The 24,305-nt window shown below is 59.6% G+C and carries 17 protein-coding genes; 5 read left to right on the top strand and 12 right to left on the bottom strand.

Annotated elements, in window-relative coordinates; translation table 11 throughout:
• Window positions 1-809: 809 nt before the first annotated feature.
• The 7 genes from ACZ0A4_RS27080 to amaB form a co-directional block, all read right to left on the bottom strand.
• Window positions 810-1,526 (bottom strand): ABC transporter ATP-binding protein, encoded by a 717-nt coding sequence (locus tag ACZ0A4_RS27080; RefSeq protein WP_077570681.1) that lies wholly within the window; start codon window positions 1,524-1,526, stop codon window positions 810-812.
• A complete protein-coding gene (locus ACZ0A4_RS27075; protein WP_007967487.1) occupies window positions 1,523-2,395 on the bottom strand; it encodes an ABC transporter ATP-binding protein in 873 nt (290 codons plus the stop codon). The genes ACZ0A4_RS27080 and ACZ0A4_RS27075 overlap by 4 nt, the downstream gene beginning before the upstream one ends.
• Window positions 2,392-3,693: a high-affinity branched-chain amino acid ABC transporter permease LivM gene (gene livM / locus ACZ0A4_RS27070; protein ID WP_463576996.1), complete on the bottom strand. Its 1,302-nt coding sequence runs from the start codon at window positions 3,691-3,693 to the stop codon at window positions 2,392-2,394. Before livM ends, ACZ0A4_RS27075 begins: the two co-directional genes overlap by 4 nt.
• A 3-nt stretch (window positions 3,694-3,696) precedes the next feature.
• The gene (locus ACZ0A4_RS27065; RefSeq protein ID WP_008078282.1) at window positions 3,697-4,611 is read right to left on the bottom strand and encodes an ABC transporter permease subunit; all 915 of its coding nucleotides are present in this window, start codon (window positions 4,609-4,611) and stop codon (window positions 3,697-3,699) included.
• A 241-nt stretch (window positions 4,612-4,852) separates the two neighbouring features.
• On the bottom strand, window positions 4,853-5,986 hold the full coding sequence (locus tag ACZ0A4_RS27060) for an ABC transporter substrate-binding protein (RefSeq protein ID WP_064117213.1): 1,134 nt from the start codon (window positions 5,984-5,986) through the stop codon (window positions 4,853-4,855).
• A gap of 368 nt (window positions 5,987-6,354) precedes the next feature.
• Window positions 6,355-7,638 (bottom strand): L-pipecolate oxidase, encoded by a 1,284-nt coding sequence (gene amaA, locus ACZ0A4_RS27055; protein ID WP_463576995.1) that lies wholly within the window; start codon window positions 7,636-7,638, stop codon window positions 6,355-6,357.
• A 155-nt stretch (window positions 7,639-7,793) separates the two neighbouring features.
• Window positions 7,794-9,284 carry an L-piperidine-6-carboxylate dehydrogenase gene (gene amaB, locus ACZ0A4_RS27050; RefSeq protein WP_463576994.1) on the bottom strand — a complete coding sequence of 497 codons (1,491 nt, stop codon included), beginning with the start codon at window positions 9,282-9,284 and terminating at the stop codon, window positions 7,794-7,796.
• A 163-nt stretch (window positions 9,285-9,447) separates the two neighbouring features.
• On the opposite strand from amaB, the gene ACZ0A4_RS27045 reads away from it, so the two are divergent.
• The 3 genes from ACZ0A4_RS27045 to nadE all read left to right on the top strand — a co-directional run bounded on the left by ACZ0A4_RS27045 (window position 9,448) and on the right by nadE (window position 12,620).
• Window positions 9,448-10,347: a LysR family transcriptional regulator gene (locus ACZ0A4_RS27045; protein ID WP_463576993.1), complete on the top strand. Its 900-nt coding sequence runs from the start codon at window positions 9,448-9,450 to the stop codon at window positions 10,345-10,347.
• Window positions 10,348-10,564: 217 nt separating this feature from the next.
• Complete coding sequence (gene pncB, locus ACZ0A4_RS27040; RefSeq protein ID WP_463576991.1) at window positions 10,565-11,788, top strand: nicotinate phosphoribosyltransferase; 1,224 nt, start codon at window positions 10,565-10,567, stop codon at window positions 11,786-11,788.
• A gap of 4 nt (window positions 11,789-11,792) precedes the next feature.
• Window positions 11,793-12,620 carry an ammonia-dependent NAD(+) synthetase gene (gene nadE, locus ACZ0A4_RS27035; protein ID WP_463576990.1) on the top strand — a complete coding sequence of 276 codons (828 nt, stop codon included), beginning with the start codon at window positions 11,793-11,795 and terminating at the stop codon, window positions 12,618-12,620.
• A 172-nt stretch (window positions 12,621-12,792) separates the two neighbouring features.
• On the opposite strand, the gene azu is transcribed toward nadE, so the two are convergent.
• Complete coding sequence (azu, locus tag ACZ0A4_RS27030; RefSeq protein ID WP_008078296.1) at window positions 12,793-13,236, bottom strand: azurin; 444 nt, start codon at window positions 13,234-13,236, stop codon at window positions 12,793-12,795.
• 340 nt (window positions 13,237-13,576) lie between these two features.
• Between azu and ACZ0A4_RS27025 the strand changes: the two genes are divergently transcribed.
• A complete protein-coding gene (locus ACZ0A4_RS27025) occupies window positions 13,577-14,164 on the top strand; it encodes a TIGR00730 family Rossman fold protein (RefSeq protein WP_122606583.1) in 588 nt (195 codons plus the stop codon).
• A 67-nt stretch (window positions 14,165-14,231) separates the two neighbouring features.
• Complete coding sequence (locus ACZ0A4_RS27020; protein ID WP_034151625.1) at window positions 14,232-14,420, top strand: hypothetical protein; 189 nt, start codon at window positions 14,232-14,234, stop codon at window positions 14,418-14,420.
• Between the two features lie 210 nt (window positions 14,421-14,630).
• On the opposite strand, the gene ACZ0A4_RS27015 is transcribed toward ACZ0A4_RS27020, so the two are convergent.
• The 4 genes from ACZ0A4_RS27015 to ACZ0A4_RS27000 form a co-directional block, all read right to left on the bottom strand.
• Window positions 14,631-15,521, bottom strand: coding sequence for a transglutaminase family protein (locus ACZ0A4_RS27015; RefSeq protein ID WP_463576987.1), 891 nt, complete (start codon window positions 15,519-15,521; stop codon window positions 14,631-14,633).
• A complete protein-coding gene (locus tag ACZ0A4_RS27010; RefSeq protein ID WP_463576986.1) occupies window positions 15,521-18,007 on the bottom strand; it encodes a circularly permuted type 2 ATP-grasp protein in 2,487 nt (828 codons plus the stop codon). Before ACZ0A4_RS27010 ends, ACZ0A4_RS27015 begins: the two co-directional genes overlap by 1 nt.
• An 88-nt stretch (window positions 18,008-18,095) precedes the next feature.
• Window positions 18,096-21,371 (bottom strand): transglutaminase family protein, encoded by a 3,276-nt coding sequence (locus ACZ0A4_RS27005; protein ID WP_463576984.1) that lies wholly within the window; start codon window positions 21,369-21,371, stop codon window positions 18,096-18,098.
• Window positions 21,372-21,919: 548 nt separating this feature from the next.
• Window positions 21,920-24,232 (bottom strand): YgiQ family radical SAM protein, encoded by a 2,313-nt coding sequence (locus ACZ0A4_RS27000; protein WP_007915855.1) that lies wholly within the window; start codon window positions 24,230-24,232, stop codon window positions 21,920-21,922.
• Window positions 24,233-24,305 lie beyond the last annotated feature (73 nt).

The raw sequence follows: 24,305 nt of genomic DNA, 5'->3' as shown, positions 1-24,305 counted from the left end.
CCCTTGGAATAGAAAATCAGCAGGCAGCATGCCCGCCCGCGCTTTCACGGGCAACACCCACAAACTGTACAAAAAACAACCAAGCGTACCAACACCATAGCCACCGTGGCCTGTAGCCATGTGCACGCATGTTATCCACAGTCCCTTCCACAGTTTCCGGGGGCAAGTGCAAACGCGCAAAGCCGCGCCACACAAGGCTTTGCGGGCGAAATAGAAAGTTTTTTGCTTGACCCTGAAGCGGAGGATGTGCGGGAGATGGCATTTTGCACGACCGACGGGTCACTGCGGTGATTGCGCGGGGCCAGTAATTACGCCGCTTAGCGGAGTCTTTCCAGAGTTTAATCACAGACTTATCCACAGGCTTGCTCACCTGTAATCGCTGCTCCCCACGCCCCTATAAAAAGGTTGACAACGACGACGTCAAGCCTTGTAAAAAACCCTGATCAAAAAACAACCACACCCCTGAAAGCCACGTTTTACAAGGCCTACAGCCAGATACACCCACGTTATTCACAGCCGGCTCCACAGCAAACGGGGACAAGTCAAAACTGTGGAAAAACAGCCATTTGCAGCGTCTATATGTCGCGCTTTGGCAGCTTGGGGAATTTGTTTTCCACAATTCCACTGAAGGTCACCGCTTAACCTGTGGGAGCTGGCTTGCCAGCGATGAGGACGTCACTCCCGGCATCATTGTTGAATGATGAACCGCTATCGCTGGCAAGCCAGCTCCCACAGGGGGTTGAGGTGGGTTTGAGATATAAAAAGCCCCGGGACTCGCGTCGCCGGGGCTGTGTATAGCGCTGGAAAAATCAGTGCCCGCCCAGATAGGCGTTACGCACTTCCTCATTCACCAATAGCTCTTTACCCGTGCCAGTCAGGCGAATCTCGCCGTTAACCATCACATACGCCCTGTCCGACAGCTTCAGCGCATGGTTGGCGTTTTGCTCGACCAGGAAAATCGTCATCCCGGTTTTCGCCAATTCCCGCAGGGTCGCAAAGATCTGCTTCACCACAATCGGCGCCAACCCGAGGCTCGGCTCATCGAGCAGCAACAACTTCGGCCGACTCATCAGTGCTCGGGCAATGGCGAGCATTTGCTGCTCACCGCCGGACATGGTCATCGCCCGCTGGGTGCGCCGCTCTTCCAGCCGTGGAAACAGCGTGAACATGCGCTGCATGTCCTCTTTGGCGTACTTGTCGCCAATCGGGATGGTGCCCATCAGCAGGTTTTCCTCGACGGTCATGTCGGGGAATACCCGCCGTCCTTCCGGCGACTGCGCAATGCCGTTGGAGGCGATGTAGTGCGAGGATTTGTGGGTAATGTCGACACCTTGATAGAGAATCTGCCCGCCCGCCGCCCGTGGCTGGCCGAAGATCGACATCAGCAACGTCGATTTGCCCGCGCCGTTGGAGCCGATCAGGCTGACCGTTTCACCTTCGTTGATCTGCAGCGAAACACCTTTGAGCGCCTGGATCGGTCCGTAGAACACGTCGAGGTCTTTGAGTTCGAGGATTGGTTGCGTCATACCAGTTCCTCTTCGTCGGCGCCCAGATAGGCGGCAATCACTTTCGGATCGTTACGGATCGCTTCAGGCCCGCCCTCGGCGATGACGATGCCGTGGTCCAGCACCACGATGTGGTCGGAAATGCTCATAACCATGCCCATGTCGTGTTCGATCAGCACCACGGTCAGATCGTGCTCGTCACGCAGCAGCCGGATCATCGCGCTCAGCGCTTCGGTTTCCTGAGGGTTGAGGCCGGCGGCCGGTTCGTCGAGGCAGATGATCTGCGGCCGTGTGCACATGGCCCGGGCAATCTCCAGACGGCGCTGTTGGCCGTACGAGAGTTCACCGGCGAGACGGTTGGCGCAGTCGACCAGATCGACCACTTCCAGCCAGTAGAAGGCGCAGTCCAGCGCGTCGCTTTCGGCCTTGCGGTAGCCCTTGGTGTTGAGGATGCCGGCGAGCATGTTGCGGTTGACCCACATGTGCTGGGCCACCAGCAGGTTTTCCAGCACCGACATTTCCTTGAACAGGCGAATGTTCTGGAAGGTCCGCGCCAGGCCTGCACGGTTCACCAGATGCGTGCCGCCGAACATCTTGTAATACAGACGGCTGAGGAAGGATTTTGGCGAGACGAAGTCGGTCGGTTTGAACGACTCGCCGAGCAACTGGATGACGTTGGTCTGCTGCCCACGCACGTTGAGTTCGATCTTGCCGCCGGAGGCCTTGTAGAACCCGGTCAGGCAGTTGAACACCGTGGTCTTGCCGGCGCCGTTGGGGCCGATCAGGGCGAAGATCGAGTTGCGTTTGACCTTCAGGCTGACATCGCTCAAGGCCTTGATGCCACCGAAATGCATCATCAGTTTTTCAACAGAGAGTACGACTTCACTCATGGCGCAGTCCTCTCATAGTGAATGGCACCTTTGCGTGGAGTGACCCCGGTACGGCTGATGCGAATCAGCCCGCGTGGTCGCCAGATCATCATCAACACCATCAGGATGCCGAACAGCAGCACGCGATATTCGGCGAAGCCGCGCAGCAGTTCAGGAGCGACAGTCAGCACGAATGCAGCGATCACCACACCGATGGTCGAGCCCATGCCGCCAAGCACGACGATGGCGAGGATCAGCGCCGACTCGAAGAAGGTGAACGAGGTCGGGTTGACGAAGCCTTGGTAGGTGGCGAAAAACACCCCGGCCAGACCAGCTGTCGACGCACCGATGGTGAACGCCGAGAGCTTGACCAGCACGTGGTTGAGGCCCATCGAGCGGCAGGCGATTTCATCTTCACGCAGAGCTTCCCAGGCGCGGCCCACCGGCATTTTCACCAGTCGATGCTTGACGTACAGCACCGCCAACACCACGAGGAACAGCACCGCGTAGATGAAGTAGTACTTCACGTCCGGGTTGTAGGCGATGCCGAAGAACTCGTGGAACGGCACCCCGCCATCCTTCGCCCGTTTGCCGAACTCCAGACCGAAGAACGTCGGCAGCGGCGCCGGCATGCCGTTCGGGCCGCCGGTCAGCGACAGCCAGTTGTTGAGGATCAGGCGAATGATTTCACCAAAGCCCAGGGTCACGATTGCCAGATAGTCGCCGTGCAGACGCAGCACCGGGAAGCCAAGGATGCAACCGGCCAGACCTGCCGTGATCGCCGCCAGCGGCAGCACCGTCCAGAATCCCAGGCCGAGGTACTGATAACCGAGCGCCAGACCGTAGGCGCCGATGGCGTAGAACGCCACGTAACCGAGGTCGAGCAGACCGGCCAGGCCGACCACGATGTTCAATCCCAGCCCCAGCAGCACATAGATCAACCCGAGGATGACCACGCCGAGCAGATAGGAGTTGGAGACAAACGGCACGATGATCGCCAGCACAATCAGCAAGGGGATGATCCAGCGCAGGCGCGTTTTGTGATCGGCTGGCAGCACATGCACGCCGGAGCCGGTGCTCTCGAATCCATCGAGAATCTTCAGGCCCTTGGGCGTTTGCAGGAACAGGCTGAGGGCAAAGCGGCCGATCATGACAATGCCGATGATCCAGGCCACGCGAGTCGGTTCAAGATTGAAGCTGTAACCCTCGAGTACGACGCCGACAATCGGCCCGAAAACAATCAGGGCAATCAGGCCGGCCAGAATCGCCTCAACCAGGCTTTTTTTGATATCAATGCTTTTTTGAGTGGTTGAAGACATCGCTTACACCTTCGACACAAGAGGACGGCCCAACAGGCCCTGCGGCCGGAAGACCAGAACAAGTACGAGCAGCGAGAAGCTGAACACGTCTTTGTAGTCGGAGTTGACCAGACCGGAGAACAGCGACTCGGAGATACCGAGAATGATCCCGCCCAGCATCGCGCCCGGCAGCGAACCGATCCCGCCGAGTACCGCCGCAGTGAACGCCTTGATGCCGATGACGAAGCCGGCGTAGAAGTCGAACGTGCCGTAGTTCATGGTAATCAGCACGCCGGCCAACGCCGCCATGGCTGCGCCGATGATGAACACGTAGGAGATAACGCGGTCGGTGTTGATCCCCAGAATCGAGGCCATCTTGCGATCTTGCTGAGTGGCGCGGCACATGCGGCCGAGCTTGGTGTACTTGATCACGTAGGTCAGCAGCCCCATGCCGACGAACGCGGCCACCAGGATGAAGATCTTGGTGTAAGTGAGCTGAACGAAACCGGTACCGATGTCGACGCGCCAGGCGCCGGTAAGCAGCGTCGGAACACCCTGTTGGCGGGCGCCCTGGCTGATCTGGGCATAGTTTTGCAGAATCAGGGAGATACCGATGGCGCTGATCAGCGGTGCCAGTCGGGTGGAGTTGCGCAGGGGTTTGTAAGCGACTCGTTCAATGACCCAGCCATACACCGCCGTAACGACGATGGTGAAGATCAGAGTGCCGAGCATCAGCAGCGGGAAGGATTCAATACCGAAGTACGCCAGCAGAGCCAGACTGATTGCCGCCAGGTAAGCAGAAATCATGTAAACCTCGCCGTGGGCGAAGTTGATCATGCCGATGATGCCGTAGACCATTGTGTAGCCGATGGCGATCAGGCCATAGACCGACCCGAGGGTCAGGCCGTTGACCAGTTGCTGCAGGAAAATACCATCCATAACGCAATCTCACGCAGTGAGAACCTGCACACCTGGGATGTGCGGCTCTTCTAGGAAAAATACAGATTTACGTCGGAGCAATGTCAGCCACGATCAGCCCGATACCCACTGATCCTTGTGGGAGCGAGCCTGCTAGCGAAAGCGGTCGATCATTCAACACATGTGTTGGCAGTCATTCCGTCTTCGCGAGCAGGCTCGCTCCCACATTGGATTGGTGGGGATCAGCTGATCGCGTCAGCCCTTACTTCTGTTTTTCCAGCTGGTGATATTTGCCAGTCGCGTCCCACTGGTACACCACGTAGTCGGAGACTTTCAGGTCGCCCTTCTTGTCCCAGGCTTTCTCGCCCATGACGGTTTTCACCGGGTTGGCTTTCAGCCACTCGGCGGCTTTCTCGCCACTGTTGGACTTGGCGCCATTGAAGGCGGCTGCCAGGGTCTGAACCGAGGCGTAGGCATACAGGGTGTAGCCTTCTGGTTCGGTACCGGCCTTGCGGAAGGCATCGACGACGGTTTTACTTTCCGGCAGCAGACGCGGGTCGGCGCCGAAGGTCATCAGCACACCGTCGACGTATTGCGGGCCACCAGCGGTGGTCACGAGTTCGTCGGTGACGATGCCGTCGTCAGACATGAACTTCACGTCTTTCAGGCCTTCGGTGCGCAGTTGTTTGACCAGTGGACCGGCCTCCGGGTGCAGACCGCCGAAGTAGACGACATCGGCGCCAGCCGCGCGGATCTTGGTGACCACGGCGCTGAAGTCTTTCTCGCCACGGGTCAGGCCTTCGTACAGCACTGGCTTCACGCCACGCTTCTCAAGCTGTGCCTTGGTGGCATCCGCCAGGCCTTGGCCGTAGGTGTCCTTGTCGTGCAGCACGGCAACCTTTTTGCCTTTGAGCACGTCGACGATGTAGTCGCCGGCGACGATACCTTGCTGGTCGTCACGCCCGCACATACGGAACATGGCGCTGAGGCCGCGCTCGGTCACTTGCGGGTTGGTGGAGCCTGGAGTGATCGCGATCACACCGGCTTCGTCGTAGATTTCCGAGGCTGGAATGGTCGAAGAAGAGCAGAAGTGACCGACCACGCCAGCGACTTTCTGATTGACCAGGTCCTTGGCGACCGTCACGGCCTGCTTCGGTTCGCAGGCATCATCGCCCTTGACCAGTACGATTTTTTCCCCGTTGACGCCGCCTGCCGCGTTGACCGCGTCCGCCGCTGCCTGTGCACCCTTCATGTACTGCTCGCCAAATGCCGCGTTGGCGCCAGTCATTGGACCCGCTACACCGATTTTCACATCAGCTTGAGCAAACGCAGAAACACCCAACGCAGTAGCCACTGCGAGGGCCAGAAAGCCTTTCTTGTAAAACGTCTGGGACATGAGGTGGTGCTCCAAGGTTTTTTTTAGTTGGCACTGCGACTTCACTTCACTGAATGCTCTGAGCAAGGGCCGTGCCATCGGTTTTTTATTCTTCAAAAAGTCGCTGCTTTCTTGTTATTTCGACTGTTTCGTTCCCATTTTCATTGGGCGTGCAACCGTCTAAACCGCGGAAGGTGAAACCATTTATTTTTTCAGGCGCAACCCGCACGCGCCATCATTGCAACCGCGGCGCCAAACGACGTGCAACCAGCCTGTAACAGCCCGCGTCACCGAACTGCACACTGCTGGTGCGGGACTGCTACAACCCGCACCATTACAGGCTAGTCGCTACATCGAAAAGCGCCGCTTCCGGCAACATATTTCAACACTCAAATTACAATGCGCAGGCACTGGCCCGCGTGATACAGCGAGAACCCGGCTTCGTACAGGCAACTGCGCAAGCCCACGCCGGCCAGGGGCTGCATCGGTGCGAAGGGAATCGGCAGCGCTTGCGGATTGCCGTTACACAGGTAGTCGGCAAAGGCTTTGCCGACCACGGTGCCAGTAGTGACGCCACGGCCGTTGTAACCGGTGACGGCCACCAGACCCGGTGCCGGCTCGAACAGGCGCATGAGGTGATCAGGCGTGAATGCGATGCGCCCGGTCCAGGTGCATTCCCACTCGACCGGTTTCAGATTGGGGAAGTAATGCTGCTGCACGCGGTCGGCCCAAGCCTTGAGAAACCACGTCGGTTTCTGATTGCCATTGCCCAGACTACCCAGCAATAACCGCCCTTCTTTGTCGCGGCGAATGCTGCTCAGGACTTGGCGGGTGTCCCACGAGCCCTGCCCGCCCGGAAGGATTTCCTGGGCGGCGTCTTCGCTTAGCGGCACCGAAGCGACCTGATAGTAATAACCGGGGAAGAAGTTGCGCTTGAGTTCGGTCCAGTCGCCTTCGGTGTAGGCGTTGGAGGCGATGACCACTTGTTCGGCCAATACTGAACCGTGCTCAGTCTGCACTGACCAGTTTGAGCCCTGACGCTCAAGCCGAGTGACCGGAGAATGATCGAACAGTTGCCCGCCGAGACCGCTTACCGCATTGGCCAGCCCGGTGACATACGCCATCGGATTGAGCGTACCGGCGCGGCGATCGAGCAAAGCCGCAGCGATCTTTTGCGTGCCGGTGGCTTGTTCGCATGCCTTGCCGGTCAGCAGTTCGACCGGCGCACCACGGCGTTTCCATTGTTGCTCCCGACTGCGCAGATCCGCCTCGCCCTTGGCGTTGTGCGCCATGTGCAACGTGCCTTCACGGCGTAACTGGCAATCGATGTCGTACTTGTCCACAAGGCTGAACACCAGTGCCGGCGCGGCCCCGAGCATGCGGTTGAGTTGACTGCCGACCGCTTCGCCAAACCCGGCTTCGATCTCGTCCGGTGGAATCCACATGCCGGCGTTGACCAGCCCGACGTTGCGTCCGGAACCGCCATGACCGGCGCGATGAGCTTCCAGCACGCAGACGCTTTTGCCTTTTTCCAACAGATGCAGCGCTGCAGACAACCCGGTGAACCCGGCGCCGATCACGCAGACATCGACTTTGACTTCGCCCCTGAGCGCGGTGTTATCCGGGCGTTGCGGCGTGAGTTTTTCCCACAGACATTCTTCGCGTAACGGCATTGCCAGACTCCAACAGAAACCTAACAAACACTGCATACCCTGTGGGAGCGAGCCTGCTCGCGAAAGCGGTATATCAGCCAACATCTATGTCGACTGACCCACCGTATTCGCGAGCAGGCTCGCTCCCACAGGGGATCTCCATTTGACGGGAGTACTCAGTCGAACGTAATGCCCTGCGCCAGCGGCAACTCCAGCGAGTAGTTCACGGTATTGGTCTGGCGACGCATGTAGCCGCGCCACGCATCCGAACCAGACTCACGTCCACCTCCAGTTTCCTTCTCGCCGCCAAACGCACCACCAATCTCGGCACCGCTCGGGCCGATGTTGACGTTGGCGATGCCACAGTCGCTGCCCACTGCCGACATGAACTGCTCAGCCTCGCGCACGTCAGTGGTAAAAATGCACGACGACAAGCCTTGCGGCACGGCATTGTTCAGGCGCAGTGCTTCCTGGAAATCGCTGTAGCCGACCACGTACAGAATCGGTGCGAAGGTTTCGCTGCAGACCACGTCACTCTGCTCCGGCATTTCAACGATGGCCGGCGACACGTAATAGGCGTTAGGGAATTGATCTTCCAGTTGGCGCTTGCCGCCAAACACTCGACCGCCCTCGCTCAACGCCTGCTCCAGCGCGTCCTGCATGTTTTCGAAGCTGTGTTTGTCGATCAGCGGGCCGACCAGATTGCCTTCCAGCGGGTTGCCGATGCGCACTTTCGAGTAAGCAGCCTTGAGACGCGTGACGATTTCTTCCTTCACCGACTCATGGGCAATCAGTCGACGCAGGGTAGTGCAACGCTGCCCGGCGGTGCCGACGGCACTGAACAGAATCGCGCGCACCGCCATGTCGAGATCAGCGCTTGGGCCGAGGATCATCGCGTTGTTGCCGCCCAGTTCGAGAATGCTGCGGGCAAAACGCGCGGCGACTTTCGGTGCCACTTCACGGCCCATGCGCGTGCTGCCGGTGGCACTGATCAGCGCAACCCGCGGGTCATCGACCAGTGCTTCGCCGGCATCTCGACCACCAATGATCACTTGGCAAAGGTTCGCCGGCGCATCAGTAAAATTCTTCACCACACGATCAAACAGCGCTTGGCAGGCCAGCGCGGTCAGCGGGGTTTTCTCCGAAGGCTTCCACACCACCGGGTTGCCGCAGACCAGCGCCAGCGTGGTGTTCCAAGCCCACACCGCGACCGGGAAGTTGAACGCGCTGATCACCCCGACCACGCCCAGCGGATGCCAGGTTTCGCGCATGTGGTGGCCCGGACGCTCGGAGGCGATGGTCAAACCGTACAGTTGGCGAGACAGACCGACGGCGAAGTCGCAGATGTCGATCATCTCCTGGACTTCACCCAGACCTTCCTGAGTGATCTTGCCCGCTTCCCAGGAAACCAGTTCACCGAGATCAGCCTTGTATTCGCGCAGCACTTCACCGAATTGACGCACCAGCTCGCCGCGACGCGGGGCCGGCACCTTGCGCCATTGCTCGAACGCATGATCTGCGCGACTGATGTTCTGCTCGACTTCGGCCGGGCCTTCCCAGTTCACGGCGGCGATGCGGCTGCCGTCGATCGGCGAATGCACCGGCACTTTGCCGTTCTGATAAAGGGCCGGGTTCACACCTAGGCGATCAAGCAATGCGGCAACCATGGGTCACTCCTCAAGCAAAAAACTGAATGTGTGCGGGCGCTTTTTCGCGACCGGGCAGGCCTTTAGTTGTAGCGTCACAATGGCGAGGCAACAAACGACCTTTACGCGAGATATCATTCCGTTTATTCATGCTGGGCATAGAAAGACAAGAAAAGGATCGGCCATGCTGAACAAACGCCACTTGCCCTCGATCACCGCATTGCAGTGTTTCGAGGCCGTGACCCGTCACCTGAGTTTCACCCGCGCCGCCGAAGAACTGAACCTGACCCAGAGTGCGGTCAGCAAGCAGGTCGCGCAGCTGGAAGAGTTGTTACAGCACTTGTTGTTCCTCCGCGTGCGTCGGCGTTTGCAAATGACCCCGGCCGGGGATTTGTACTTGGTTGAAGTACGAAAAATCCTCACCCAAGTGGAAATGTCGACGCATTACCTGCGCTCCTACGGCGGCGAAACAGAAGTCCTGCGCGTGTCTACGCCATCGACCTTCGGCGCGCGCTGGCTGGTGCCGCGTTTGAAAGGCTGGCGTCTGCGCCATCCGTCGATTCATCTGGATTTGTGCAACGAGCAGGAAGCCGATGATCTGCTGCAAGGACGCAGTGATCTGGCGTTCTACTTCGGTCAGGGTTCACGGCCAGGGACTGAATGTCTGAAGCTGTTCGGCGAAGAGCTTGTTCCTGTTTGTGCACCGGGCAGCCTGCCGGACACACCGTTTACTGACCCGACGCAACTCACCGATCTGGTGCTGCTGCAAAACGCCTCGCGCCCACAAGCGTGGCACGACTGGTTCGACAGTCAGGGCTACCAGACCGAACACAGCTACCACGGGCCGCGTTTCGAAACCTTTTATATGTGCATTCGTGCCGCGCAGGTTGGTTGCGGTGTGGCGTTATTGCCACGGTTTCTGGTGGAAGAGGAATTGGCTGACGGCAAACTGGTCATTCCCTGGCAGCATGCAATGCCCAGTTCCGACGCCTATTACCTGGCGTACCCGGAACACGCAGCGGAAGTGCCAAAGGTGCGCGACTTTGTAAAGTGGATGCTGGAGCAGATCGACAGCCCAGCATGAGCTGCCTTGACTCCCCCTGTGGGAGCGAGCTTGCTCGCGAAGGGGCCGACACATTCAATACCCATTTCGACTGAAATGACGCCTTCGCGAGCAGGCTCGCTCCCACAAGGGATCTGCGGTGATCTAAAAAATTGCTGGCAATCTTCGTCCCTGATATGCGCCACTAGCGCCATTGTTTGAGACCGCGCACAGGCGCGGCGCACCTGGAGACCCCGTTATGAGCGAGAGTGTGTTTGCCGATCGCATCGTGCAGAACCTGCTCGACACCGACTTCTACAAACTGACGATGATGCAGGCGGTGCTGCACAACTACCCCAACGTCGAAGTCGAATGGGAGTTTCGTTGCCGTAACAGCGAGGATCTGCGCCCGTATCTGGCCGAGATCCGTTTTCAGATCGAGCGGCTGGCCGAGCTGAGCCTGAGCGCCGATCAACTGAGTTTTCTCGAGCGCATCAGCTTCCTCAAACCGGATTTCCTGCGCTTTCTCGGCCTGTTCCGCTTCAACCTGCGCTACGTGCACACCGGCATCGAGAACGGCGAGCTGTTCATCCGTCTGCGCGGGCCGTGGCTGCATGTGATTCTCTATGAAGTGCCATTGCTGGCGATCGTCAGCGAAGTGCGTAACCGCTATCGCTACCGCGAAACCGTGCTGGAACAGGCGCGCGAGCAGCTCTATCGCAAATTCGACTGGCTGACCGCCAATGCCTCGGCCGACGAGTTATCGCAGCTGCAGGTCGCCGATTTCGGCACCCGTCGGCGGTTTTCGTTCGGCGTGCAGGCTGAAGTGGTGAATGTGCTCAAGCACGACTTCCCTGGCCGTTTCGTCGGCACCAGCAATGTGCATCTGTCGCGCGAACTGGACATGAAACCGCTGGGCACCATGGCCCACGAATGGATCATGGCCCATCAGCAGCTCGGTCCACGGCTGATCGACAGCCAGATCGCCGCACTCGATTGCTGGGTCCGCGAGTACCGTGGTCTGCTGGGCATCGCGCTCACCGATTGCATCACCACCGATGCCTTCCTCGGCGATTTCGATCTGTTCTTCGCCAAGCTGTTCGACGGTCTGCGCCACGACTCTGGCGACCCTGTGGTGTGGGGCGAAAAATGCATCGCGCACTATCACAGGCTTGGCATCGACCCGATGAGCAAGACCCTGGTGTTCTCCGACAGCCTGACCCTGCCCAGGTCGCTGGAGATCTTCCGCGCGCTGCACGGTCGGATCAACGTCAGCTTCGGCATCGGCACCAACCTCACCTGTGACATTCCGGGTGTCGAACCGATGAGCATCGTGCTTAAAATGACTGCCTGCAACGGCCAACCGGTGGCGAAGATCTCCGACGAGCCAGGCAAGTCGCACTGCAAAGACCCCAATTTTGTTGCCTATTTGCGACACGTGTTCCAGGTTCCTGCCGATTCCAGTCTATCTAGCAAGGAGTGAATTCATGCAAGCCGTACAGCGTGAGATTGCTGAGCAGCTCAAGGTGCAACCGCCGTTCTCCGACTACAAGGCCCTGCAGGCCGAAGTCGCCCGGCGTATTACCTTTATTCAGGATTGCCTGGTCAATTCGGGGCTCAAGACACTGGTGCTGGGCATCAGTGGCGGCGTCGATTCGCTGACCGCCGGCCTGTTGGCCCAGCGCGCGATGCGTGAGCTGCGCGACCAGACCGGCGACAACAGCTACAAATTCATCGCCGTGCGCCTGCCGTACGAAACACAGTTCGATGAACACGATGCCCAGGCCTCGGTGGATTTCATCGCTCCGGATGAGCGCCACACGGTCAACATCGGCCCAGCGGTGAAATCGCTGGCCAGTGAAGTGGCGGCGTTTGAAGGCAAGCACGCGGTGTCGGTGGACTTCGTGCTGGGCAATACCAAAGCGCGGATGCGCATGGTCGCCCAGTACACCATCGCCGGCGCGGCGCACGGGCTGGTGATCGGCACTGATCATGCGGCGGAAGCGGTGATGGGGTTCTTCACCAAGTTTGGTGACGGCGCTTGTGATCTGGCACCGCTCAGCGGTCTGGTGAAGAATCAGGTGCGGGCGATTGCACGCAGCTTTGGCGCGCCGGAGTCGTTGGTCGAGAAAGTGCCGACGGCGGACCTTGAGGATCTGTCGCCGGGCAAACCCGACGAAGCGTCCCATGGCGTGACGTACGCCGAGATTGACGCGTTCCTGCAAGGTGAGCCGGTGCGTCAGGAAGCGTTCGACATCATCGTTGCGACTTACAACAAGACGCATCACAAGCGTGTGATGCCGTTTGCGCCGTAAGTGCTGATGGCATGAAAAAGCCCGCTGAGGAGTGATCCTCAGCGGGCTTTTCTTTGGCCATTGCATTCATTGATGCGGATGACCCCTTCGCGAGCAGGCTCGCTCCCACATTGACGGCGCGAACCTGTGGGAGCGAGCCTGCTCGCGAAGAACGATGACGCGGTTGATCGGCTTACTTAACAGTAATCGTGCCTTTCATCATCGAGATGTGACCCGGGAACGAGCAGAAGAAGCCGTAGCCACCATCAGCAATCTTGGCCACGTCAAAGGTCAGCGAATCGGTTTCCTTGGCGCCGATGATCTTGGTGTGAGCGATGATGCGCGCGTCACCTTCCGGCAGGTAGTTCTTGTCGATACCGGCGGCCAGGCCAGCGGTAGCGATCGGCTGCATGTCAGCTTCTTTGCTGATCACCAGGTTATGGCCCATGACGTTCTTCGGCAGGCTGCCGGAGTGGGTCAGTTCGACGGTGAAGGTCTTGCAGCTCTTGTCGATCACGATTTCCTTGGTGTTGAAGGACATCTGATCGGTGGAGTCAACGGTGGTTTTGCACTCGGCAGCCATCAATTGGCTGCTGGCCAGCGCCAGCAGGGATACCGCAACAACTTTGGAAAACATGGTGAATCTCCAAGGCAGGGTTAACAAAAACACGAATGATGGAAAGACTGCCTGAAATCTTCGCAAGTTCCTATGACTTGAGTCAAAAATTGTATACAACTTTCAGGCTATGACACTCATCGACACAATCTAACGGCCAGATTTCCCGGCCGGCCCTATGATCGGCGCATCTACTGAGACGGAGTGCCGATCATGTTCTTTAACGGTTTGTTATGCAGTTTGCTTGCCGCTTACGCCTGTGGCGCCAGCGGTACCTTTGAATCGCCTGAACGCGAAGTTTAGGCCTTGGATCAAGGCGTGCCAGCCATTACCCTGTGACGGATTGACCCAGGAGGAAGGCATGTCTCTAAAATCCGTGTGTGTATTTTGTGGTGCCAACGCCGGCACCATCCCGGCCTATACCGATGCTGCCGTCGCCCTTGGCCGGGCCTTGGCTGAACGCAAGTTGACCCTGGTCTACGGCGGTGGTGCTGTGGGCTTGATGGGCATTGTTGCCGACGCCGCGCTGGCCGCTGGCGGCGAAGTGATCGGCATCATCCCGCAAAGCCTGATGGACAAGGAAATCGGCCACAAGAGCCTGACGCGCCTGGAAGTGGTCGATGGCATGCACGCGCGCAAGGCGCGAATGGCTGAACTGAGCGACGCCTTCATCGCCCTGCCCGGCGGCCTCGGCACGCTGGAAGAGCTGTTCGAAGTCTGGACCTGGGGCCAGCTCGGCTACCACGGCAAACCTTTGGGCCTGCTGGAAGTGAATGGTTTCTACAGCAAACTCACCGCTTTTCTTGACCATATCGTCGGCGAAGGCTTCGTTCGAGCGCCACACCGTGACATGCTGCAAGTGAGCGAGTCGCCGCAAACGCTGCTCGATGCCCTGGACAACTGGAAGCCGACCGTCACGCCAAAGTGGGTCGACCAAAAACCCGGCTAACCACCGGGCACCGATACAGGGCAGAATACGCGCCGCTCAACCTCACCTTCGACCAAGAGGAACGCCCATGGCCAAACCCAATTACTCCTTCGCCAAACGTCAACGAGACCTGGCAAAGGAACAGAAGAAAGAGGAAAAGCTTCAGCGCAAGAAACAAACCGCTGAAGAAGCAGCACTGAACCCTGAGGGTGAAGTGGCACCGGAAGATGATGTTGATGCAACCGAAGCACCGAAAGATCAGGCGCCCGATGCCTGAGCCCCACCGGGTTTGATGATCGAATCAGACCCTGCGGATTTGTGACGGGGCTGGCGGTTTCACTGCCGGCCCTCACAGCCTTCCATTCCAGGTACACCCAATCCCATGTGGGAGCGAGCCTGCTCGCGAAAGCGGTGTATCAGTCACAAACAAGTTGACTGACTGACGCCTTCGCGAGCAGGCTCGCTCCCACATTTTTTTTGATCGTCGCTAATCCAGCGGCATCACGGTAACGCGCACTTCCGGATCGTGATTGCCGCCGCCAAGAATCACTCCGCGCAACGGTGACACATCGGAAAAATCCCGCCCCCACGCCAATGTAATGTGCTCCAGCGCCGGTTGCACATTGTTGGTCGGATCAAAATCCACCCAGCCCAGCACCGGACAAAATACTGACACCCACGCATGCGACGCGTCGGCGCCGATCAAGCGTGGCTGCCCCGGCGGCGGCTGCGTCAGCAAATATCCACTGACATAGCGCGCCGCCAATCCTCGCGAACGCACGCACGCCAGCATTAAATGGGCGAAGTCCTGACAAACCCCGCGTCGCCGCTCCAGCACCTCCACCAGCGGTGTCGCCACCTGGGTCGCCTCGGCATCGAAAGTGAATTCGCTGAAAATCTTCTGCATCAACGCCTGTACACCGAACAGCAATGGCCGCCCCAGCGGGAAACAGCTTTGCGAAAACTCGACGAAGCTACTTTTCAAATGCACATACGGTGACTGAAAACGATAACGACAAGCCTCAAGCACATCCGCGGATAACGGCTGACTGCTATAGGTCAGCGCATCGCGGGTCTGCTCCCAGGCGGGCGACTGATTGAAATCCAGCACAGGTCGCGCCAGCACTTCAACGGTGAGTTGTGCATTGACCTGCAATTCGTCATGCGGCCGCTCAAAGGCCAATCGGGTCAACGGATTACCAAACACATCCAGCTCATCGCGCCGCGCTGTCGGGTCCGGGCTAATCAGCAATTGCTGCTCGGTGCAGCGCTGCCAGCCGCATTCACGCGGCCACAGGTGCGCCAGTTGCTGCGCGAGGGAAACCGGGCTGTCGTAGTGGTAACAGGTGTCGTGGAAGATCTGGTATCGAGCATTCATCAGACAGACACCGTGCGTTGGCTGACGTCATCGACATGGGCGAAATGGCGCAGAGCCAGACGATCCGAGACCTGACCACTGGCGTCGGCAATATCCTGCAGCAGATCCGCCAGACCATTGAGCGCCGCTCGTACGCTGGCCTCCCCGAACAATGGATTCTCCAGGCAACCCAGATCAAAATGCGCAAGACGCTCGACCAGCTGCGGCAACCCCGCTTCCCGTGGGACACCGAAGTCATCATTCAAACGCTTTAACGTACGGGTCACCAGCTTCAACTGGAACAACACCGCGTGCGGGTTCTGCTCGTCCAGCAGCAACAGGTCGAGCACCGGAATCAATTGCGCCACTGCCAGATAACGTGAGCGGTAGGTGATGCTACTGTTGCCCAGCTCCAGCAGCCACTCCAGGCCTGCCTGATCGAATGCGCCGGCACCACGCAGGAATGCCGCCAGGCTGCTGCTGAGAAACTGCAGTCGCTCGATGCGCCGGCCAATCATCAGAAAGCGCCAGCCTTCGTCGCGAGTCATGTCGTCGAGGGCAAATCCGGACAGCGCCGCCAGCGACATCACCAGCCGGTTGAGGAAATCCAGCAGCTCGCCGAAGTCGGGTTCGTCGGTATCCAGGTCCATCGCTTCGCGCTGCAACTCCACCAACGCCTGCCAGTTCTCGCGCGAGAGCTTGCCACGCACCTGCGAGGCCGCCCACTGCAAACGCTGCAGGTTGGAACGCAGACTGAATGACCAGTCCTCACCCAGCAGCGCTGCCAACAGACGCTCAGGTAGTTCACCTTCGTCCGGCAGCAACGTCAGCCGCTCACCGAGGTCGACCGCCGCCTGCAACGCTTGCGGGTCATCACCATCGACATACCGTGCGAGCATGATCCGCAGCAGTCGCGCACTGTCGTCACAGCGCTCACAGTAACGGCCGAACCAGAACAGGTTCTCAACGACTCGCGACGGGAGATAAGGGTCGCGGCGCACCAGATCGTGCACACCGACGTTTCGCTGACTCTTCCATTGCTCGCCACTGGGTGGGCGATCACCGAGCACCCAAGTGTCCTTGCTGGCGCCGCCGCGCTGCATTGATACCACTTCGGCATCGGCCTCGGCGGCCACCCGGGTCAGACCACCGGGAAGCACGCGATAACCGTCACTACCGGCCACCGCGTACATGCGCATGCCGATCGCCCGCGGTTGCAGCTGACCATTGTCGGCCTGCCAGATCGGCGCTTGCGACAACTGAGCCAATTCTTGCGCAACGTAGGCATAAGGGCGCGCCTGCATGCGCTCGCCTAGCGTCTGACGCTGTTTTTCACTCAGATCACGGCCGAACACCGGCGTGAAGCTTTGCGAGGGGAACGCCGGTTTGATCAGCAGCTCGGGCAGTTTTTCCAGGGCTTGCGCCAATACCGGCGCCTCACCACACCACCACGTCGCGATCGACGGCAGGATCAGTTCTTCGCCAAACAGGTAATGATTGATCTTAGGCAGAAACCCAAGCAATCCCGGCGACTCCAGCACCCCACTACCCAATGCGTTGGCCACCAGCACGCGGCCCTGACGCACCGCTTCGAGCAGACCGGGAACACCGAGCGCCGAATCCGTACGCAGCTCCAGCGGATCGCAGAAATCATCATCGAGCCGGCGCATGATCGCGTGCACCCGGCGCAGACCGCTGAGGGTTTTCAGGTAGACCGTGGCATCGCGCACGGTCAGATCGCCGCCCTCCACCAATGGATAACCGAGCTGGCGAGCCAGATACAAATGTTCGAAATAACTTTCGTTGAAGCGCCCCGGCGTGAGCAGTACCACCAGCGGTGCGTCATCGTCACACGGCGCCTGTCGCGTGAGGGTTTCCTGCAATGTGCGGAAAAAGCCTGCCAGATGCTGCACCTTCAGATCCCGGTACAACTCGGGAAAGGCACGGGACACGATGGTGCGGTTTTCCAGCGCATACCCGGCGCCCGATGGCGCTTGTGTGCGATCGGCAGTCACCCACCAACGCCCGTCCGGCGTACGTGCCAGATCCACGGCGTACAGGTGCAGAAATATCTCTTCCGGCGGCGCGATATGCTGACACGGCCAAAGAAAATTGTTGTGCCCAAAGACCAGCTCTGCCGGCAACAAACCTTCGCTGATCAGCCTTTGCGGGCCGTACAAGTCCGCCAACACAGCATTGAGCAGGCGCGCACGCTGGGCGATGCCTGCCGATAATTGCTGCCACTCATCGGCGGCAATCACGTGGGGCAGCAAATCCAGCTCCCACGGCCGGTCCGCACCTTTCGGGTCGGCATAGACGTTATAGGTGACACCATTTTCCTGAATCTGCCGCGCCAGCAATGCCTGCCGCTGCACCAGTTGCGCCGGGGTGTTGCGCTGCAACTGATCGAACAGCCGCCGCCAGTGCGGGCGCACCGCGCCACTGCCGTCGAGCAGTTCATGATAAGTGCCCGCCGTAAGCGGGTAGCGGTCTAGCAGGTCAGGCATGGAAAGCTCGGCAGACAGCAAGGAACGGTCAGACTAACGCAGGCAGATGACGCGCGGATATACGAAAAATCCGCGTGTCGTGTAGGCCTTAGAAACGTCGCAAATCGATTGTCATCGGTAGCTCGTCACTGATTTCTACGTTCGGTATCGGAAGTTTCCCCGGCGTGTGTCCGACGCGGAAGAACCGCGCCATACGCCGGCTTTCCGCTTCGTTGGCGTTGACTGGCAATGTCTCGTAATTGCGCCCGCCCGGATGGGCGACATGGTACTGACAACCGCCCAGCGACCGCCCCATCCAGGTATCGAGCAGATCGAACACCAGCGGCGCGTGCACCGGGATGGTCGGCTGCAAGCAGTTAGCCGGTTGCCACGCGCGATAACGCACCCCAGCGACGAACTCTCCCACGCGTCCGGTCGGATGCAATGGCACGGCGATGCCATTACAGGTCAGCAGATAACGCTGCGGCGGCAGCCCTTTGAGTTTGACCTGCAAGCGCTCCAGCGATGAATCCACGTAACGCACCGTGCCGCCCGCCGCGCCCTCCTCGCCGAGGACATGCCACGGTTCCAAGGCTTGACGCAATTCGAGCTCGATACCGTTGACGGCGTAATCGCCGACCTTGGGAAAACGAAATTCCAGATGCGCGGCGAACCATTCTGCCCGCAGCGGATAACCGGCGTTGTTCAGTTCGACGATGACGTCGGCGAAGTCCTGTTCGATAAAGTGCGGCAGCAAAAATCGGTCGTGCAACTCGGTGCCCCAGCGCGCCAGTTTCGGCGGCGCATAGGGTTCGCGCCAGAAATGTGCGACCAGCGCCCGCAGTAACAGCTGTTGAGCGAGGCTCATGCGCGCGTGCGGCGGCATTTCAAAGGCACGCAGTTCCAGCAAGCCGAGACGCCCGGTGGCGCCGTCCGGCGAGTACAGTTTGTCGATGCAGAACTCGGCACGGTGCGTATTGCCGGTGACGTCGATCAGCAGGTTGCGCAGTAGTCGGTCAACCAGCCATGGCGCGCATTCCTCGCCCGGTTCGGGCATCTGCGCGAAAGCGATTTCCAGTTCGTACAGCGCGTCATTGCGCGCCTCGTCAACGCGCGGGGCCTGAGACGTCGGGCCGATGAAAAGTCCGGAAAACAGATACGACAACGATGGATGGTTGTGCCAGTAACTGATCAGGCTGCGCAGCAGGTCCGGGCGACGCAGAAACGGTGAGTCCGCCGGCGTCGCACCACCGAGAACGAAGTGGTTACCGCCGCCGGTGCCTGTGTGGCGGCCGTCGATCATGAATTTCTCGGTGGTCAGGCGAGTTTGCCGCGCCTCTTCATAGAGAAACTCGGTGCGCTCGACCAACTCGTCCCATGATGCCGACGGCTGCACGTTGACCTCGATCACGCCCGGATCGGGGGTGATGCGGAAATTGCTCAAGCGCTGATCAGCCGGCGGCTCGTAGCCTTCCAGCAGCACCGGGCAATGCAATTCCTCGGCGGTGGCCTCGATGGCCGCGACCAGTTCCAGATAATCCTCGACCCGCTCCAGCGGCGGCATGAACAGGTACAAGCGGCCCTCGCGAGCCTCGGCGCAGAATGCAGTGCGGGTCAGCCAGTCAGCGGACTCGTCGATTTTCGGCGCGTGTTCGTCAGTCGCAGCCGGTTCGCCGTGACGGTTGAGCTGCGCGGTTTCCGGCAGCCCAGGAAAATCCTGATTCGGATCCTGTGGATGAATAAACGGATACTCGGCCGCTTTCACCCAGGGCTGAGAACCCAACGGCAAGCGATAGCCCAGCGGCGAATCCCCGGGCACCAGTCGGCAGTGCTCATCACGCAGATACCAGCGCCCGCTCTGCCATTGATCGCCCTTGGCCGTGCGCGCCAGCGGCAGCACCTGGCCGATCACCTTGTTCAGGCCCTGACTGAAGACCTTGCGCAGGCGTGCGCGCTCAAGCGGCTCCTCCAGGCGCGAATCTTCGGCGCTGACGTTGCTCGGCAATGTACCCTCGCGCCAGAGGTAATAGAAATTATCCTCGTAGGCCGGAAACACAAAACGTGTAGGCAGTTTCAGGCGTTCGGCGACACTGGCGAGGAAGCGCCCGGCCAATTCGCCATTAGCACCGTAATCCTGTTGCTCGTCGGCGATCAAGGCATCGTTGTGCCAGATCGGCACACCGTCAGGGCGCCAGTAGCAATTGAGCGACCAGCGCGGCAATTGCTCGCCGGGATACCACTTGCCCTGACCGAAATGCACCAGACCTTTCGGCGCGTAATGTTTGCGCATGCGCTGGAACAGTTCGGCAGAGAGCCGGCGCTTGTCCGCGCCTAACGCAGCGGTGTTCCACTCGGCGCCATCCGGGTCATCGATGGAAACGAAAGTCGGCTCGCCGCCCATGGTCAGGCGCACGTCATCCGCCAGCAGGTCGGCATCGATCTGCCGGCCGAGCGCCTGAATCGCCAGCCATTGCTCATCGGTGTAGGGCTTGGTGACGCGCGGCGCCTCCCAGATCCGCTCCACCGACATTTCATGGCTGAACTCACATTCGCACGGCTCGACCAAGCCACTGATCGGTGCCGCCGAGGACGGATCGGGACTGCAGGCCAACGGGATATGCCCTTCGCCGGCAAAGAGCCCTGACGTCGCATCCAGACCGATCCAGCCGGCGCCTGGCAAATACACCTCGCACCAGGCGTGCAGGTCGGTGAAATCCACTTCGGTGCCGGACGGGCCATCGAGGCTTTTCACATCGGCGGTCAGTTGAATCAGGTAGCCGGAGACGAATCGTGCAGCCAGGCCGAGGTTACGCAGCAGTTGCACCAGCAGCCACGCCGAATCCCGGCAGGAACCCGAGGCGTGTTCGAGGGTGTGTTCCGGGGTTTGCACGCCCGGCTCCATGCGGATCAGATAGCCGATGTCTTCACTCAGACGCTGGTTGAGCGCCACCAGAAAATCCACCGCAGGCAATGGCGTGCGGTCGATAGCGTCCAGATAGGCTTTGAATTTCGGCGTCAGCGGCAGGGTTTCGAGGTACGGCGCCAGTTCCTTGCGCTCATCGGCCGCGTAGGCGAAGGGGATTTTCTCGGCGTAGGGTTCGAGGAAAAAGTCGAACGGATTGAACACCGCCATCTCGGCGAGCAGATCGACTTCGATGCGCAGCTCATTGGTTTTCTCGGGGAACACCAGCCGGGCGAGGTAGTTGCCCTGCGGGTCTTGCTGCCAATTGATGAAATGCTGCTCGGGCGAGACTTTCAGCGCATACGAAAGAATCCGCGTGCGGCTGTGGGCAGCCGGGCGCAGGCGAACGATCTGCGGGCCGAGTTCGACAGCGCGGTCGTAGCGGTAATGCGTGACGTGATGCAATGCGACATGAATCGACACGGCGTGCCTCCTGCGAGCCTAAGCGTATTCGAAAGCGCGCAAGACTTATGCCATGCAGAGGGCTTGGGCGCTTTCCCGGAATGCTTAAGGCAGTACAGCACCAAAATCGGGCGATGCGGGGAAATGGTTTGGGCTCATTGCACGTAAATGTTGCGAGAGCCCCCCTCACCCTAGCCCTCTCCCGGAGGGAGAGGGGACTGATCGCGCTGGATGTTGAAGATACGCCGACGTGGAAGTCTTGAGTCGAACTCAGGTTTGAAAAGCATGGAGATCTGCTGCGAAGAGCCCCTCACCCTAACCCTCTCCCGGAGGGAGAGGGGACTGATCGCGCTGGATGTTGGAGATACGCCGACTTGAAAGTCTTGAGTCGAACTCAGATTTTGAAAGGCACAGAGTTCTGCTCCCTTCCCCCTCGCCCCCTTGGGGGCGGTCCGACGTTTCGGGAGGGCTGGGGTGAGGGGGATGGATCTTGCGGCCTGCATAAATCCAACGGCAGAAATGCAAAACGCCAACCCGAAGGTTGGCGTTCTGTTCAGCTCAAGCGATGTTTAGCGCGGAACGACCGGCTTGCGCGTCGGCTTCGGCCCTTTGCCTTTCGCGGCGTCCTTGCGCTCCTTGGCCGCCTGCTGGTTGCGGGCAAACGCCGCAGCCTTGGCCTGTTCACGCTTGTCCCAAGGATTGCCACCATCACTGGCACGCGGCGGCAGGCCGGTGTGCTGGGTGAGGATCTTGGTGGTCTTCTCTTTGCCTTCCTTCGCCACTTTATGGCTGCCGGCCGGCGTCGAGTTCTTGCGACGGGCGCTCTGGTAGCTGTCGGTAGCCGGCTGGTGCGTCGGGATCAACTGATCCTTGCCCGAACCGATCAGGTCACCACGGCCCATGCGGATCAACGCTTCGCGCAGCATCGGCCAGCCTTTCGGGTCGTGATAACGCAAGAACGCCTTGTGCAGACGACGCTGCTCTTCGCTCTTGACGATGGTCACGCCGTCGCTCTTGTAGGTGACCTTGCGCAGCGGGTTCTTGCCCGAGTGGTACATCGCGGTGGCAGTGGCCATCGGCGACGGGTAGAACGCCTGCACCTGGTCAGCACGGAAGCCATTGCCCTTGAGCCACAAGGCCAGGTTCATCATGTCTTCGTCGGTGGTGCCCGGGTGGGCGGCGATGAAGTACGGAATCAGGTACTGCTCTTTGCCCGCTTCCTTGGTGTACTTCTCGAACATGCGCTTGAACTTGTCATAGCTGCCAATGCCCGGCTTCATCATCTGGTTGAGCGGACCTTCCTCGGTGTGTTCCGGGGCGATCTTCAGGTAACCGCCAACGTGGTGGGTCACCAGCTCTTTGACGTATTCCGGCGACTCGACCGCGAGGTCGTAACGCAGGCCGGAAGCAATCAGAATCTTCTTCACACCTGGCAAGGCACGGGCGCTGCGGTACAGCTGAATCAGCGACGAGTGGTCGGTGTTCAGGTTCGGGCAGATGCCCGGGAACACGCAGGACGGCTTGCGGCACGCGGATTCGATTTCCGGCGTTTTGCAGGCGATGCGGTACATGTTCGCGGTTGGGCCGCCGAGGTCGGAAATGACGCCGGTGAAGCCTGGCACCTTGTCGCGGATCTCTTCGATCTCGCGAATGATCGACTCTTCGGAACGGTTCTGGATGATCCGGCCTTCGTGCTCGGTGATCGAGCAGAAGGTGCAGCCGCCGAAGCAGCCACGCATGATGTTCACCGAGAAACGGATCATGTCGTAGGCCGGGATCTTCTCCTTGCCGTACGCCGGGTGCGGAACGCGCGCGTAAGGCATGCCGAACACGTAGTCCATTTCTTCAGTGGTCATCGGAATCGGCGGCGGATTGAACCAGACGTCGACTTCGCCATGCTTCTGCACCAGCGCGCGGGCGTTGCCCGGGTTGGTTTCAAGGTGCAGCACGCGGTTGGCGTGAGCATACAAAACGGCGTCACCACGAACCTTTTCAACCGATGGCAGACGAATCACGGTCTTGTCGCGAGTCATGCGCGGGCTGGCCAGGATCTGTACGACCTTGGCTTCCTGCGGATCTTCGACCGGCCCCTTTTCCTGTTCGATGGCGCAGGCCTGGGTGTCCTGAGTGTTCACGTACGGGTTGATGATCTTGTCGACCTTGCCCGGACGGTCGATGCGCGTCGAATCGACTTCGTACCAGTCTTTCGGCGTATCGCGACGAATGAACGCGGTGCCGCGCACGTCGGTGATGTCTTCGATCTTGTGCCCGTAGGACAGACGCTGAGCGACCTCAACAATCGCGCGTTCGGCGTTGCCGTACAACAGAATGTCGGCGCTGGCGTCGATCAGGATCGAGTTGCGCACGCGATCCTGCCAGTAATCGTAGTGGGCGATGCGGCGCAGGGAAGCTTCGATGCCGCCAAGGACAATCGGCACGTGCTTGTAGGCTTCCTTGCAGCGCTGGCTGTAAACCAGGCTCGCGCGGTCCGGACGCTTGCCGGCCATACCGCCTGGCGTATAAGCGTCGTCGGAACGGATTTTCTTGTCCGCGGTGTAGCGGTTGATCATCGAGTCCATGTTGCCCGCCGCAACCCCGAAGAACAGGTTCGGCTCGCCGAGCTTCATGAAGTCGTCTTTGGACTGCCAGTTCGGCTGCGCAATGATCCCGACGCGAAAGCCCTGAGACTCCAGCAGCCGGCCAATGATCGCCATGCCGAACGACGGGTGATCGACGTAGGCATCTCCGGTAACAATGATGATGTCACAGGAATCCCAGCCAAGCTGATCCATCTCCTCCCTGCTCATTGGCAGGAATGGCGCTGGCCCGAAACATTCGGCCCAATATTTTGGATAGTCAAATAACGGCTTGGCTGCTTGCATGTCGACGACCGGTGTTGAAGTGAAAAATCGCGGGCGCGGAATATAGCACAAATTTTGACCAATTCCGACGGCA

This window comes from Pseudomonas sp. AC172, assembly GCF_979258595.1.
This window is presented reverse-complemented; position numbering and strand designations above follow the sequence as displayed.